Here is a 14,914-nt window from a genome sequence, read left to right on the forward strand (position 1 = left end):
ATTTTTTATCCTTTTCTGTTACTTGGTCTAACTTCTTTAATACCTTCCGAAGTAAGTTTGTTTCTTTGTAGTTGTCCGTCAAGCAAAGTCTCGTGTAACTTTTCTCCCGTCCTATCAATCGTATGCCAATCACTCCTAGGAATACCTGATTGAGTTAAAGCCTGTGATGTACGGGTATTCAATATCAAAGTCTTTCCATCGCGGTTGATATATTCAACCGGTAAGTCTTTAATATCTATTTTACCTGATTTTATTGCATCAATCAAATCATCAATTGTTTTTATAGGTTCCCCTGCTAATTCGGAATATATTTTCTGTCCTTCTGGACTGAACGAGTTACCATATGTCTTTTGTGCATAATTTGCATCTTCTGACATTCCTATACCAGTCTTAGTGGATTTGGTATCCACTTCATCTAGCTGCTGTACTTTCTTACCAGCATCAGGGGCTACATCTACTTTCTTAGTCTCTGGCAGGTCCAAATCTGGTCGGCTCGAACTAGGAATTTCTGTCCTAGGAATTTCCGTTCTAGGGATTTCTGTTTTAGGAATCTCTGTTTTAGGAATTTCTGTTTTAGGAATCTTGGCTCCTAGTCCATCTAAATCAAGATCGGGCTTCTTATTAAGATTTATTTCAGTTGGTAGGTCCTTGCCAGGTTTAGTATCTAAATCGGGTTGGGGAACCTGATTATTGCGCGCCTGCATCCTCTTATTGATAGCTCTCGTACCTATTCCGATTGTCCGACCTGCGATAAACTGGAGGCCCGCACCCAAAGGGTCATCCTTCATAGACACCACAGTATGGGCAAAATCGTTGACATCATCAGCATAGTTAAAGACCTTGCTAGTCGTCTGTACTGTCGTAGAGGCTGCTTTTCCTGTTTTAGCTAGGACACTTGAATAGGTCGCAAAGCCACCTGTTGCTGCGGTCAAGAAGGCATCTGCACCTGCCCAGATACGCTCCTCAACCGTCAGACGTTTCCCTGATATAGTTTCACCTGATATAGCCTGATAGCCACTATCAGCTACCAAAAGGCCGGTCCCTCCCGCAATCAAGAAAGGAGCCAGGCCGGCACCGACCAGTCCTCCACTAAGGATAGTCCCTGTGATAATGGCCCCAATTGCCACGAATCGACCACCAACTTCGACCCACGTCAGCCATCCCTTATTATTTTCCTTCCAGGTCGAGCGAGCCCGCTCGTACTCCCCTAACTTAGTTGGAAACATGGTTTCCATCAGCTCTTGATCACTTAGATTATTCAGCTTATCATACTGCTCTTTATTGGTCGTTTCCAGTTTTTTTAGAGCATTATTGGCTAGGTCCAAACGCTGCTTATAGAGTTCTTGCGCCCCCTTAATGGGACTGTTTTTATTGTTGAGAATATCTGAAAGAGTAAGATACTTTTTCTCAACACTTTCCATGTAACCGCCACCCGGATTCCCTACGGTAGAGTTTATTCTGACCCGACGCACATCCGTATAGGTAAAATGTTCACTTTTATAAGTATTGTCCCCTTCATTAATCTTATTTAGGCTATCTAGGGCATCGTCCAAGCCCTCAAAAAATTTACCATCAATATTTTCCATAATGTGATGGTGAATTTTCTTGGCTGCGTCTAAACGCCTACAAGCCCGCTGGTTAGCATCTTCTAAAGTATTATGAGGCATGTCCCGACCCAAAGTAGCATCTCCTGTAGGGCTGTACATGAAGTCCAAGCCTTCCTCTCTCAGTCTAGGAACCACATCATCAATATCGCTCAAGATTTGCTTGACACAGTCGATATTACTGTGACCAATTCCTGACTTGCTCCCGTCTTTAAAGTCTTCCTTATAAGAATAATATCTAGCCATCTCGTCCCTCCCGGTCCCAAGCTCCGCCTGTTCCTGACAGAATATCGGCAGAGCTTCGATTTTCCTTGCGCATATTTTCACCAATCGTATCCTGGCCATTTGCATCCTGGCCCTGGGTCTGAATGGATTTTTTCAAGTTATTGAAGTTCTCGTCTGGCTTATCCCTGAGGGCTTGCTTGTCTTCTTCCGGAGCTTCTGGACTGTTCAAAATGCTATTAGCAATATCCATGGCCAGTAGCTTATCGGTATCAATCATGGCCCTATGAGTGTTTAGGGTATGCTTAAAGAGTACCTCGGTTAAGGTTTGCATGGTCTGGGCCTTGCTGACATAACTGGCTAATTGACCGCCCCCTTCGGGAATCATTCGATTGTGGGCCTCTCCATGCGAGGTGAGAGAGGGCAGCCCCTCTACTACTTGCTGTAAGTGGCCGACCAACTGGGTAGTAGAACTGCTCAAGAGGCGAATATCCACTAGGAGCTGCTCTTGCTTTTCAAGGTTAATACTAATTTTTTCAACCATCTTAGACCCTCACTTTCAAGTCTGCAATTACTAGGTCCCTTAACTCTGAGCCAGATAGGGAACGAATCATCTCTTTTGAATAATCAAACTCATAGATACCAGAAGGAGCTTCAAAAAAGAGGCTGTCCTTTATCAATTCCCTTCTCCGAAAGGTCTGGAGGTGTAGAGCTTCCCTATTTCGATAATAGGTTTGCAAACGAAAGCTGGAAAAAGGTTCCCAAGTATAGTAGGCATAATTTTTCCGCTTCTTCTCCAAATCCTCTAGTAATGGATGTATCTCCTTGAGGTGTGCTAGAAAAATCAGGCTATGGAGATTTTCTAGGACATAGCGATTATCCCCAATTTTCTTAATCACGATACTATTCCACTTGTTACTATCGGTCTCTTGGGCACAGAAATAATTGTTGTCGACCTGGCAATGATAATAGGCCCTATGATAGCCTTTCAAAAAGGCTCCATAATAGGCACAGGCCTGGCTAGGTTTGTGGTCGACAATCAAGCCCATAGCCGCCAAGTCTTGATAGCCTTGCTCCAGAGTTCGACGCAAATCATCCAAACGTGACTTGCCCTCTTGATGAGGCAAGGGGAGCAGGAATAGGTCATCCGAATATTCATTAAAGATATGTAAGGCATAGAGAGCCTCTAAACTAAAAGTCATCATGCGTTATCTATCTCCTTTACAACCTCTGACTCAGAAGTACTATTTAACAGAGTTTCCAGTCCCTCCACTGCGGCCTGCAAAATACTGATACTGTTCAAAAAGTCCCCCTGATACTGCTGGATAAAATCCTTGAGTCCTAAATATTGCTCCTTGGCTTGCCCCTCCCAAAGTTGCTCACTCTGCGACATCTTAGCAATATCGGCCGGGATGGTCGTTTCAATCAAGGTCATTGCTGCCTTAAGAGACTCCAAAACAGCTTGAATATTGCTGCTTTCGTATTCAATCGTATCTGCGCTGTAGCGACCCTGTATATCATTGATATTTGTATTCATCTATTTCATCCTTTCTAGCTACTATATCCTTTCCCAGAATTGCTTGCCTTCATTATAGGCGTCTTTAACGGCAGCAATCTGACGATCAAACCTCGCAATCTCTGCCTCTAGCTTCTCATAGAGCTCAACAAAGGAATTATTGGCATCACGAGCATAATCTCGATAGTCCTTCAAGACCTTGAGATCCTCCTTGAGGTTGCTGGCTAGATTATTTACATAATGATAGCCGGCATCGTTGTCAACGATGGCCACAATCGCCTCACAATAATCAATAAAATTATTCATATTATCCATGCCCCGCATGTAATTCAGGTTACGGTCTCGAATCCTATTTCTAATTCGCTCACATCTTGCTTTTTCCTCTTTAAAGGTAGCAAATTGATCTTTTAATTCTGCATCATTTTCAGCCATTTCAGTCTCCTTTCCTCATTACCAACATATATTTTCCTGCTCATCTATAAACTAGAACACCCTGTTCTTTGCCCTTCCTTTTTAGGAAAAAACAAAAAGAGAGCAAGATAATCCCAGACTTAATCTAGCTCCTTCCCCTTCTATCAGATCTTGTTTTATCAAACAAGCTCTAACCAAGCAAAAAGCTAGACTAAACCTCATTAAAGAAGCCAATAACCGGCTCCCTTTTTGATTATCAAATACTCTCTTTGTTTCTCATCTTGTTTCATCTGAAACCTCCTTGTGCTGTGTTCTTTGGTCCCCCCACTGCCAAGAAGTTATGAGATAAGTACTTTATATATAATTGTTCATCTCTATCATAACACGAAGAATAAAAATGTGCAAATACTTTTCATCTGTCTAAAAATATTGTTAAAAAGAGCGAAACAGGACTCCTTCCCTAAAGGAAAAAGTCCTGCCTCATTCTTAATCATAGCGAGTTAAACCAAACTAGTCCAAGAACTTACTAACTTCTGAATATAGTTAAGCAATAGTTAAAAACTGACTCTCATAATTTCTTGACCCAAATTCAGAAACCTTATCCCTCAGACCTTGGGCTCTTGCTGGGTGATACAGTGGATATTTCCTCCACCGTAGGCAATTTCTGTCGTTTCAACCCCGACAACCCTACGCTCTGGAAACATAGCTTTTACCTGTTCCAGGGCCATCTTGTCATTGACATCACCATATTGGGGAAGAATAATCCCGCCATTGACAATCAGGAAATTCAGGTAGGAAGCAATAGCTACCTCACCTTCCTGCCGCGGAATAGTCCCTTCTGCATAGTCAATACTGTCAGCAGCCTTTAGATAACAAGGCTTTTCTGTTAGACAAAGCTTGTGGACCTTAAGCCGGCGGCCCTTGGCATCCGACTGCTCACTTAAGAAGTGATAGGCAGCTTGGGCTTCACGATAGAAGGGATGATTTTCATCTTCTGTATAGATACAGGCCACCTCACCCGGCCGAATAAAGCAGGCGACATCATCGATATGGCCATTGGTTTCATAAGGGTCAATTCCATCTTTGACCCAGATAACCTTGTCCGCATTGAGATAGGCTTTGAGCTTATCTTCGATTTCTTGCTTGGAGAGTTGAGGATTCCGACTGGGATGTAGGAGGCACATCTCAGTCACGAGGACTGTTCCCTCTCCATCCACATGAATCGATCCTCCCTCTAGAACAAAGCCCTCAGTCTTATAGGAGTCTACTCCTTCAAGCTCACATACCTTCCGAGCGACCAGAGAATCCTGATCCCAAGGAAAATACAGACCATCTACTAGACCACCCCAGGCATTAAAATCCCAGTCAACAGCCCGTAAATCGCCTCGGTCATTGACTAGAAAGGTTGGGCCACTATCACGAATCCAGGAGTCGTCATTGGTCATTTCAATAACCCGGATATTTTCATAATCATTGACCGCCGCAACTCGAGCCAAGGCATTCTCGTATTGATGGGGAGGCACACAGAGGGAGACCGGCTCAAATTCACTAATGGCTCTAGCAACATCCAGAAAGGCTTTTTGAGCTGGCTTGGCTCCCAGGCGCCAATTATCATTGCGCCATGGCCAGAGCATCCAGATTTGTTTTTGTTCTTCAAATTCGCCCGGCATCCTAAAACCATCTTGCTTGGGACTTGTATGTGTAATCCGTTTTGCCATATTTTTACCTCAATTCTTTTTTATTTTTTTGACCAGGAGTAAAACCTCACCTAAAAGGATAAAGACAACTGAACCGATTGTGACTGGTAGCTTCTCAGCCAGAGTCTGGGCATCCAGAGAAAGAGGCAGAGCTGTAAAAATCAGGGATATGAAAATTAAAATCATCGGAACAATAACCAAAACTTTCAATAACCAGCCACTTGCTGCTACCTTAAAGGGCCGAGGAGTTGCACTATCAGTCTTTCTCAAGCGATAAAAAGCTGGAAAGACCGGGATATAGGACAGGAGGAACATGACCAGATTGAGGGAGAAAAAGGCCCAAAAGAGGTCTTGGTTAGGAAGGAGGGGAGCTAGAACAACAACGAAACTAGCCACAAAGCCATTGGCCAAGGCCGAACCAATGGGCATATCATTTTTGGCGCTACGTTTCGCAAAGAAACGAGGCATATCTCCTTGTTCAGCTGCATAGCAAGCTGTATTATTGACTCCCAAGGACCAGGATAGCATATTACCAAAGAGGGTTAAAAGAAAGAGGAAGGCCATAGCCATAATAAACCAACCACCACTTGAACCTGTCAAGAGCTTAAAGCTATCCATCATCCCGCTACTGGTCGAAATCTTATCCACCGGAATCGCCACACCAATCCCAAAGGCTGAAAAGATATAGATGGCCGCAATCACCAACCCCGCTACAATAATAGACTGGGGAATTTGCTTTTTAGGATTTTCCATATCATCTGCAAAGGTACAAATCACTTCAAAACCTAAGAGGTTAAAGATAATAACCGATATATAAGATAAACTATTTAAGTCAAAGGAGGGCAAGAGGGACTTAAGGGTCATTTGGTTGGCCATGCCCTTACTAAAGGCCACATATAGCCCTAGACCTCCGACTAAAATAGCCAAGAGCATCTTGATAACTGCTGCTCCATTTAGAATCCAGATACTGTCACTAACCGGATAAAAACTAATCCAAATAATCAGCCAAATAAAGGCAAGTTGCAGGAGCAAACTCAACCAAAAAGGAAAGGTCTTGCCCGTAATCATAGTTAAAAGACTGGGGGTCATAACCGCTAGGGAAGCGAGCCATAAGGGAAAGTTAATCCAATAATACCAAGAGACCCTGGCCCCCCAGCGGTGCCCAAAGGCCTTGGTCACCCAGTCGTAAATCCCCCCGTCACCGATATAGGCTGTCCCCAACTCTGCCGATACCAAACCATAAGGTAAAAGAAAGGCCAAGAGTAAGAAGAGCCACCAAAAAAATTGGGAATTTCCAATAGCAGCTACAGGAGCTGCTGCTTCTGCCACAAAAACAACACAAATTACTGATAAAACAGCAGTAAATAAGCTAAATTTCTTCTTTTTTTCCATCTTTCTCATCCTTTCAGAAATCTGGAAGCTGGGACTTTCGGCTCTAGAAGACGAGGAAGCAAAGCTAGGACCCCTCCAAGTTCAATAAAATTAGTTTAAAAAACTTGACAAGTAAAGCACTTGAGGCTGCCTTTCAGCAAACTATTTCCCCTCTCCTTGCAAAAGCCGACGACTTTGCCAGTCCAAGCATTTATCAAACAAGTCAATCCGGCCTTTTAAGCTTTTTGTAAAAACTCCTCCAACTGGGCCTTGGCTTCAGCCTGTTTCAGAAGGTCATAAGGGTGTCTTTCTTCATAATCTTGTAAGAGATACACCAAGAGCCCCCTAATAGAAGTTAGACGATTTTCAGCCTGGTCAAAGCAGATGGAGTTAGGACCGTCCATGACTTGGTCTGTCACCTCTTCACCACGAGTGGCCGGCAGACAGTGCATAAATTGACAGCGGCTACCTGCCTTTGCCATCATGGCCTCATCCACCTGATATTTAGGATAAAAGACCTTCATTCTTTCTTCTTCTGATAATTCTGCCTCATAAAGACCATACCAAACATCTGTATAAAGGAAGTCTGCCCCGATAATGGCTTCTTCATCATCTGTCACCAGATAAGAACCTCCGGACACCGCACAATTTTCTGCTAATTTTTGCTTGTGCCTATCATTTAGTTGGAAACCTTGAGGACCAAAGTGGACAAATTCCATACCCATTTTAGTCGTAATCAAACCGAGTGAGTAGCAGACTTGGGTCGCATCGCCCACAAAGACGACCTTGCAATCCTCCAGCTTCTTTCCTTCTGGCAAATGCTCTATCATGCTACAAAGGTCTCCCAATTCTTGGGTCGGATGATTATAGTCAGACATGCCGTTAATGACGGGGATAGAAGCATAGCGGGCCAAGTCCTCCACACTCTTATGACGTTCGACCCGAGCCATTAAAATATCATTGAGCCTAGACAGCACAGTGGCGGTATCTTCAATCGTTTCATGGCCCCCCAGCTGGATCTGACCAGGAGCCAGATACTGGGCATGACCTCCCAACTGGGTCATGGCTGTCTCAAAGGACACCCGAGTCCGAGTGGAAGATTGCTGAAAAATCATTCCCAGGGTCTTATCCTTTAGGAGGGGAGGATAGTAACCATTTTTGATGCAGGCCTTAATTTTTAAGGATAGGTCAACTAGGTGCAGGATTTCTGCCTTACTGAAGTTCTCAGTTGTGATGTAGTCTAATTTGCTCATTGTGAGTCCTCCTCTTAAATTGATGATGCTCCGTGAAAGTTAGGCGGTCCAAATAATGAAAGGACCTGTCTCCAACCTCCTAAGAGTAAAAATTTATACTTAATTGTAAAAAAACTAGCCCCTAGTTGACTATCAACTTTAGGGTCCAAACAAAAAAGAAGCGAGTTTAGTCAACTAAACCCTTACTCAGAGTGTTTTTTAATCAAAAATAAACCCAAGGTTTATATCTTTGTCACAAGGCTATCATAAAAAAAGTTTAGTTAGATGATATAATGGACCTATATGGTTTATACTTTTTAAATAGCGGACGGGAGGAAGTCTTATGTTTACAGAAGCGCTCTACCTTTATAATACTTCGTTAATCGTGCTCTACTCTGTCAGCCTGGCTCTAGCTCTAGCCACTAGCCTTAAAGAGGGAAAACGCCAGAAAAAGACCCTCTATCTGGTCCTAGCCCTCTATTTCGCCTTCTTTATCTTGGATAATTCCATCATTTCCATGACCGAGCTCATCAGTCATTTTGCGACTAATTATAACCAACTCTTTCAAGGTACCTCCTTCATCAAGACCTGTATCTTTCTGGTCAATAATTTCTGCCAACTCTGGCTCCTGAACTTTATCAGCAAGCAAAAGATAGCTTCCTGGGAAAGGTTCAGTCTCTTTGCTATCTTTATTTTCATGCTCCTACCTCTGCTTCCGACCTCCCCGCTCAAGGTCTATCTCTACTACCTACCCAACCAAATCCTACTCTTTTACATCGGCCTCAAAGCCCTCCTAAATAGCCAAAAGACTGCTCTTTCTCCGCTTCGAAGAGACTATCTAAAAATCATCGGAAAGCTAGCCCTTATCTTTAGCCTCCTCATTCTGGTTGAAGATTCCATTATCATCTTTCATCTAGACCAATACAAGGCTTTCAACAGTAAAATTATCAATCGAAACCTATCAGAAGACCTCTTTTCCATCAGTGTCTGTATCCTGAGCCTCAACTATTTCTTCCGCCATTCTCCCCTCCTGGTCACTAAGAAAAAGGAGGGGCAACCTCCATCAAAAGCCTTTTTCAAAGACTACCAACTCACCGCCAGAGAAGAAGAAGTCTGCCAGCTCCTCCTTGAGCAAAAGCGCAATCAGGAAATCGCCCAGGACCTCTATCTATCTGTCGGGACAGTCAAGACCCATGTCCATAATATCTACATCAAGATGAATATCCGTAAAAGAGATCAACTCTTCTCCCTCTACCAAGACTTTATGGACCAAGAGGCCTAAGGACTGATTGCCTCTTTTATCCCAGAAAATCCCCCAAGAAATAAGCGCGACTCTTCGCTTGTTTCTTTTTTTGTGTTAAAATAGAAGGCATGGACAAGATTATTAAAACAATAGCTGAAAACGGGGCTTTTCGGGCCTACGTCTTAGATAGTAGCCAAACCGTTCGAGTCGCCCAAGAAAAACATCAGACCCAGGCCAGCTCCACCGTTGCCCTGGGCCGAACCCTAATCGCCAGCCAAATCTTAGCGGCCAATGAAAAAGGGCCAACCAAGCTAACCCTCAAGGTCTTGGGTCAAAGTTCTATCGGAGCCATCATCACTGTGGCCGATAGCCAAGGTCGCGTCAAGGGCTATGTGCAAAACCCCGGTGTTGACATTAAAAAAACAGCCACCGGTGAAGTTCTGGTCGGCCCCTTTGTCGGCCAAGGTGAATTTCTAGTGATTACTGACTATGGGACAGGCACTCCCTATCACTCTATGACTCCCCTGATTTCTGGTGAAATCGGAGAGGACCTGGCCTTTTATCTAACCGAAAGCCAGCAGACCCCTTCGGCTGTCGGCCTCAATGTCTTACTAGACCAGGAAGATAAGGTCCAGGTGGCTGGCGGTTTTCTCCTGCAAGTGCTACCGGGAGCCAAGGAAGAGGATATTGCCCGCTTTGAAAAGCGGATTGAATCCATGCCTTCAATTTCCAGCCTCCTAGCCTCCGAAGACCATATCGAGGCCCTGCTAGCAGCTATCTATGGAGATGAGCCCTATAAACGCTTGGCCGAAGAGGAGCTCCGCTTTGAGTGCGACTGTAGCAAGGAGCGTTTTATGAATGCCCTAGCTAGTCTACCGCAAGCAGACCTAGAAGAAATGAAAGAGCAGGATAAGGGCGCTGAAATCATTTGCCAATTCTGCCAAACAACCTATAACTTTGATGAAAATGACCTGGAGGAACTCATTCGTGACAAATCTTAATCGCCCCTTTATGATTGGCAATGTTGAAATTCCCAATCGCACCGTCCTAGCCCCCATGGCTGGCGTGACCAATTCAGCCTTTCGGACCATTGCCAAGGAGCTGGGTGCCGGCCTAGTTGTGATGGAAATGGTCTCTGACAAGGGGATTCAATACAATAATGAAAAAACCCTCCACATGCTCCACATCGACGAGGGGGAAAATCCTGTCTCCATTCAGCTTTTCGGGAGCGATGCAGACAGCCTAGCTCGGGCAGCCGAATTTATCCAAGAAAACACGCGCACCGATATTGTAGACATCAATATGGGCTGCCCAGTCAATAAAATCGTTAAAAATGAAGCTGGGGCCAAGTGGCTCAAGGACCCTGATAAAATCTACCATATCATCAATAAGGTCCAATCCGTCTTAGATATTCCTTTAACGGTCAAGATGCGGACAGGTTGGGCCGATAGTTCCCTAGCGGTAGAAAATGCCCTGGCTGCTGAAAGCGCTGGTGTTGCTGCCCTAGCCATGCACGGCCGAACTCGGGAACAAATGTATACAGGTCAAGCTGACTTGGAGACTCTCCATCGGGTCTCCCAAGCCCTAACCAAGATTCCCTTTATCGCTAACGGGGATATTCGGACCGTTCAAGATGCCAAACAAAGAATCGAAGAAATCGGAGCAGATGCGGTTATGGTGGGCCGCGCAGCTATGGGCAACCCTTATATCTTCAATCAAATCAATCACTATCTGGAAACAGGGGAAGTCCTACCAGACTTAAGCTTTGAGGACAAGATGCAAATCGCCTATGACCATCTGAGCCGCCTCGTTAAGCTCAAGGGAGAATACATCGCTATCCGCGAGTTTCGAGGCCTAGCTCCCCACTATTTAAGAGGTACATCGGGAGCTGCCAAACTGCGGGGCAAAATCTCCCAAGCCCAGTCCCTGGCCGAAATCGAAGAACTCTTGCAAATAGAAAAAATAAAAAGCTGACATCAATCAGCTTTTTTGCTTTCATCTTCAAAAAATTTTTCGAGACCAGTCTCCTTTTCTCCCATGCCTAACTGGAAGAGGCGACCCAAATTTTTATCATCAATCTTGACTTGCCCTTCCTCGATTGTCACTTGAAAATAGAGATTGCGCAGTGAACCATAGCCCATACCATAAAGATCGACAGAACCATCTTCTTTATACCCCACTGCTGCTAGCCAGTAAAGAAATTTCGCAGCTATCCGCGGACTAACATCCTTTGTCTTGGAAGAGCTATTAGTAAACTCTGCTAATGGTTCAAAAAAAGAAGAAAAATTTGACTCATAACTTGCATGTACGAAATATTGATATTCATCAACTGTGCGAACACCAAGCTTAAAAGTAATCTTATTTCCCTCCACCTTGTAGCCTTTCAAATTATAAGCATGAGCTCGCTGAAGTGCATTTGTATTGATTTTTAAGGCCATGGGAGCATAGCTTTTAAGCGGATAAGACTTGCCCTGAAAGGTCAAAACATAGTCCTCTTGAATCTTGGCATGAGGGTAAGAGGTCGCCATATAGTGCCAGAGCCCCTGGTAGAGGGATCGCTCATTTTTCCGACCATTGGCCTTGATGACCGTCGTCATCTTGCTGGGGTCAATATAGGTGGCGTCCGCCAATTCTAAGGCAGCCAAAACCTGCTTGTTGGTGATGCTTTTCTTTTTCTCTTGCAGGGCTTGATAGGCTTCCTTGGCAGCCGTATCCTCTGTCGTAAAGCTGGAACCAGAATTGGTCTCCGTCCATTTCTGCTCATAATTCTGCTCAGGACTGGTCCTTGGAACTTGCCACTTAAAGTCAGGAAGGACAGCTAAATTTTTCTCTGCCTGAAACTTCCAGATAAACCAACTAAAAGAAGCTAGAGCAAGAGCTAGGACAGTGATTAAAAGAGCCGTTTGTAGTTTATTTATTTTCATATATCTCTCTTCAAGCGATAGACCTTCTTGGGTTTTTTCTTGGGAACCCGCTTGACGCCTGCCTCCTCAACAAAGTCCTTATACTTGACGAGGAAGTTATTGCTGACGATGGGGCGGCGAGAGCTGATGGTATTGACCAAATCGGTCGCCTCATAAACAGTAAAAGGCTCCTCTAATAGATAAAGGAAGGTCGGATTCCAGTCTAGCCTGCCCTGGATACGTCTCATAGACTCCTGGATAATCTGGTAGTGGTCAAAGGCAAAATCCTCTGCCGTCAATTCCCGTCCCTCTAAGCTACAGCTCGCTTTTTTAAAGTCTACATCTAAGAATAGGACTTCCTTGGCATCATCACCAGCCTCTACTTCCTCTATGGCCTCCTTGGGCAGATAGACCAGATGGGCAATCGTGATGACCCAGCCCCGCGGGTCCCGCTGGGGACTGGATACAGTCATCAACTGCTCAACCTTCTCTCTTGGAATGATTAGATTGACCTCCTCCTTGACCTCACGAATGCAGGCCTCATAGGCATCTTCTGTCTTTTCTAAAAATCCTCCAACCAGGGCAAAGCGATTTTGATAAGGATGGGCTCTTCGCTTGATAACTAGCAACTTCATCTGCCCTTCTACAAAGCAGTAGGCCACCATGTCTGCTGTCACACTAGGCCTCTCATACTTGGGCAAATCCTGCTTTTGGTACCAGCTTAAAAATTCAGCCTCGCTGGCTCTGGTTTCATAGTATTCTTTTTCTGACATGCCTGAACTTAGGTCACGCTTAGTCATGGTTAATCCTTTCTTTTTAAAGCCTTGGTCCATTGGTACCAACCGACCAGGCTATTGATTGTATAAACCCAGTACATGCCCTGGATATGGAGATTGCTGCCCCACCAGAGATAGATACTGAAGAGATTGGTCGCAATCCAGAAAAGCCACTGCTCCCGATAAAGGCGGGTCATTAAGAGCTGACCGACACCATTGGTTGCATCTGTCACACTGTCCCTAAAAGGCCTGTGACTACCAATACTTTGATAGGCAAAGCCCATACCAAGCCAGATAAGAGCTGTCAAGGCCAGGTACTTGAGCCAGTCCAACCAGCCCAGACGCTTGGCCTCAAAATGACTTTCTTCTTGAGGCTGACCATTGATTCGGTTAGAGAGCCAGGTATAAAGACCGATAGGCTGCATGACAAAGAAGTAAATGGTAGTTAGCACCTCTCCATAAAAGCTGGCCTTAAAAGAGAGAATCAGGTAAATAGCTGAATTTAAGGCCCCAAATAGATAATTGCTGGCCCTTCCTTCAGCAACTAATATCACACAGACAATCCCTGTCCAAGAGGCAAAGAGACCCAGCCAGTCATGCTCAGCTCCCTGTTGACTAAACTCCAAGAATAAGGGAGCACTAGAGAGCAAGATGAGATAGAACCACTGGAGTAGGCTACGATTACAAAAGAGATCCCGATAGAGGAGCTTTAAAATCCCTCTGAGACCAATCTCCCTGGCTGCTCGGTGAACATTTTGATAATTCCTGCTTAAGGTGCTTAGTTTTTCTTTTATGCTTAACATCTATTTTACCACTTTCTACTTTAATCTGCTTGATAAATTTGCTCAATGGCAGTCTTAGCTGCCTGATAATTTCCTAGGTAGTCACTAGCCAGATAAACCAGGGGAATATCAGCTAGATAGTCACTTTTTAATCCTTCCAAATAGTTAGAAAAGTCCTCACGAATCTGGTCATCAGCCATGGTCATATCTCGAAAACCATCATTGACATAAGAGCCGACTGGCTTGATGAAAAGAATCAAGTCCCACTTTTCCTTGGCCAGAATACTGGCGAAGAGATGATCAAAGGTCTGGCTCTCTTCGCTAGGCTCTAGCTCATTTTCCAAATAGTAGTCATAATAAGCCTTGGTAACCAAGGAATTAGTATCTGCGATAACCAGGCCCCGATTGACCGGACTATCGATCAGCTGGGAGGTCTGGGCATACTGACCCAAGAGGAGATAGTAATAGTCCTTGGCCGTCAGTTCATCATCACGAACATTGTTTTGTAGTTGATACTCTCTGGCGTATTCTAGACTGACTGGCGCATCATAGAAACGCCCCAAGTCCTTGGCCAGAGTTGTTTTCCCATTGCTAGCACTTCCGATAATCAGGACCTTTTTTGTAAACTGCCGCCGAAAGGCCTGGGCCATGTACTTCCAATATTTGACCGGCTGCTCTCGAATCATGCTAGCTGAAATTCCAAACTGTCTTTCCTCTAGAACGGAGCGAAAGCCCCGCTTGGCCAATTCCTTCTGGTAATCGGCTTCAGCCACAAAGAAGACCAAGTCCTCCTCGTCTGCCTGATAAGCTATCATCTCTAAGAGCCGATTTAACCAAGCCTCCCAGCCTTGGGGATAGCGAGGCAGGTCCGTTTCATCTAGACGATAGACCTCGGTCAAGTCATCATCGGCAAAGGTCTCCCGAATATAGCGAAAACGCTTTTGTAGATTGAGCCCAACCGTCTCTCCCCGATCTCCCTCATAGCCCGAAACGATTACCCTGACCTTATCATATTGCCGCTTGGCCTTTTGAATCAAGTCAATATGCCCCTGATGTAGGGGAGCAAAGGTTCCAAAGACAACCGCAATTTCTTTCTTCATTTTATTTCCACCTTTTTATTGTTTTTTATAAATGCTCTATGTTTTTATTATAAACTA

15 protein-coding genes are annotated in these 14,914 nt (G+C 44.6%); 3 read left to right on the forward strand and 12 right to left on the reverse strand.

Annotated features, from left to right (window positions below; genetic code table 11):
- Positions 1-5 precede the first annotated feature (5 nt).
- The 8 genes from C4K46_RS07880 to ptcA all read right to left on the reverse strand — a co-directional run bounded on the left by C4K46_RS07880 (position 6) and on the right by ptcA (position 8,074).
- A complete protein-coding gene (locus C4K46_RS07880) occupies positions 6-1,850 on the reverse strand; it encodes a hypothetical protein (RefSeq protein WP_209628343.1) in 1,845 nt (614 codons plus the stop codon).
- Positions 1,843-2,370, reverse strand: a complete 528-nt coding sequence (locus C4K46_RS07885) for a hypothetical protein (protein ID WP_209628344.1) — start codon at positions 2,368-2,370, stop codon at positions 1,843-1,845. The genes C4K46_RS07880 and C4K46_RS07885 overlap by 8 nt, the downstream gene beginning before the upstream one ends.
- A gap of 1 nt (position 2,371) precedes the next feature.
- Positions 2,372-3,031 carry a hypothetical protein gene (locus C4K46_RS07890; protein WP_209628345.1) on the reverse strand — a complete coding sequence of 220 codons (660 nt, stop codon included), beginning with the start codon at positions 3,029-3,031 and terminating at the stop codon, positions 2,372-2,374.
- On the reverse strand, positions 3,028-3,363 hold the full coding sequence (locus C4K46_RS07895) for a hypothetical protein (RefSeq protein WP_209628346.1): 336 nt from the start codon (positions 3,361-3,363) through the stop codon (positions 3,028-3,030). The genes C4K46_RS07890 and C4K46_RS07895 overlap by 4 nt, the downstream gene beginning before the upstream one ends.
- A gap of 21 nt (positions 3,364-3,384) precedes the next feature.
- Entirely contained in the window at positions 3,385-3,774 is a 390-nt protein-coding gene (locus C4K46_RS07900; RefSeq protein WP_209628347.1) for a hypothetical protein, read from the reverse strand.
- 584 nt (positions 3,775-4,358) lie between these two features.
- Positions 4,359-5,471 (reverse strand): agmatine deiminase, encoded by a 1,113-nt coding sequence (gene aguA, locus C4K46_RS07905; protein WP_209628348.1) that lies wholly within the window; start codon positions 5,469-5,471, stop codon positions 4,359-4,361.
- 9 nt (positions 5,472-5,480) lie between these two features.
- The gene (locus C4K46_RS07910; protein ID WP_209628349.1) at positions 5,481-6,842 is read right to left on the reverse strand and encodes an APC family permease; all 1,362 of its coding nucleotides are present in this window, start codon (positions 6,840-6,842) and stop codon (positions 5,481-5,483) included.
- A gap of 215 nt (positions 6,843-7,057) precedes the next feature.
- On the reverse strand, positions 7,058-8,074 hold the full coding sequence (gene ptcA / locus C4K46_RS07915) for a putrescine carbamoyltransferase (protein WP_209628350.1): 1,017 nt from the start codon (positions 8,072-8,074) through the stop codon (positions 7,058-7,060).
- 322 nt (positions 8,075-8,396) lie between these two features.
- On the opposite strand from ptcA, the gene C4K46_RS07920 reads away from it, so the two are divergent.
- The 3 genes from C4K46_RS07920 to dusB all read left to right on the forward strand — a co-directional run bounded on the left by C4K46_RS07920 (position 8,397) and on the right by dusB (position 11,270).
- Positions 8,397-9,335 (forward strand): helix-turn-helix transcriptional regulator, encoded by a 939-nt coding sequence (locus C4K46_RS07920; protein ID WP_209628351.1) that lies wholly within the window; start codon positions 8,397-8,399, stop codon positions 9,333-9,335.
- Between the two features lie 89 nt (positions 9,336-9,424).
- Positions 9,425-10,297 carry an Hsp33 family molecular chaperone HslO gene (hslO, locus tag C4K46_RS07925; RefSeq protein WP_209628352.1) on the forward strand — a complete coding sequence of 291 codons (873 nt, stop codon included), beginning with the start codon at positions 9,425-9,427 and terminating at the stop codon, positions 10,295-10,297.
- On the forward strand, positions 10,284-11,270 hold the full coding sequence (dusB, locus tag C4K46_RS07930; RefSeq protein ID WP_338059787.1) for a tRNA dihydrouridine synthase DusB: 987 nt from the start codon (positions 10,284-10,286) through the stop codon (positions 11,268-11,270). The genes hslO and dusB overlap by 14 nt, the downstream gene beginning before the upstream one ends.
- A 2-nt stretch (positions 11,271-11,272) precedes the next feature.
- On the opposite strand, the gene C4K46_RS07935 is transcribed toward dusB, so the two are convergent.
- The 4 genes from C4K46_RS07935 to C4K46_RS07950 are packed head-to-tail and all read right to left on the reverse strand — an operon-like array spanning position 11,273 to position 14,857.
- Positions 11,273-12,220, reverse strand: coding sequence for a hypothetical protein (locus C4K46_RS07935; protein WP_209628354.1), 948 nt, complete (start codon positions 12,218-12,220; stop codon positions 11,273-11,275).
- Positions 12,217-12,999 carry an NUDIX domain-containing protein gene (locus C4K46_RS07940; RefSeq protein WP_209628355.1) on the reverse strand — a complete coding sequence of 261 codons (783 nt, stop codon included), beginning with the start codon at positions 12,997-12,999 and terminating at the stop codon, positions 12,217-12,219. Before C4K46_RS07940 ends, C4K46_RS07935 begins: the two co-directional genes overlap by 4 nt.
- 2 nt (positions 13,000-13,001) lie before the next feature.
- Positions 13,002-13,778, reverse strand: a complete 777-nt coding sequence (gene pnuC, locus C4K46_RS07945; RefSeq protein WP_209628356.1) for a nicotinamide riboside transporter PnuC — start codon at positions 13,776-13,778, stop codon at positions 13,002-13,004.
- A gap of 20 nt (positions 13,779-13,798) precedes the next feature.
- The gene (locus C4K46_RS07950; protein ID WP_209628357.1) at positions 13,799-14,857 is read right to left on the reverse strand and encodes an AAA family ATPase; all 1,059 of its coding nucleotides are present in this window, start codon (positions 14,855-14,857) and stop codon (positions 13,799-13,801) included.
- Between the last annotated feature and the right edge of the window lie 57 nt (positions 14,858-14,914).

The sequence above is a fragment of the Streptococcus oricebi genome (genome assembly GCF_017883985.1).
Lineage (GTDB): Bacteria > Bacillota > Bacilli > Lactobacillales > Streptococcaceae > Streptococcus > Streptococcus oricebi.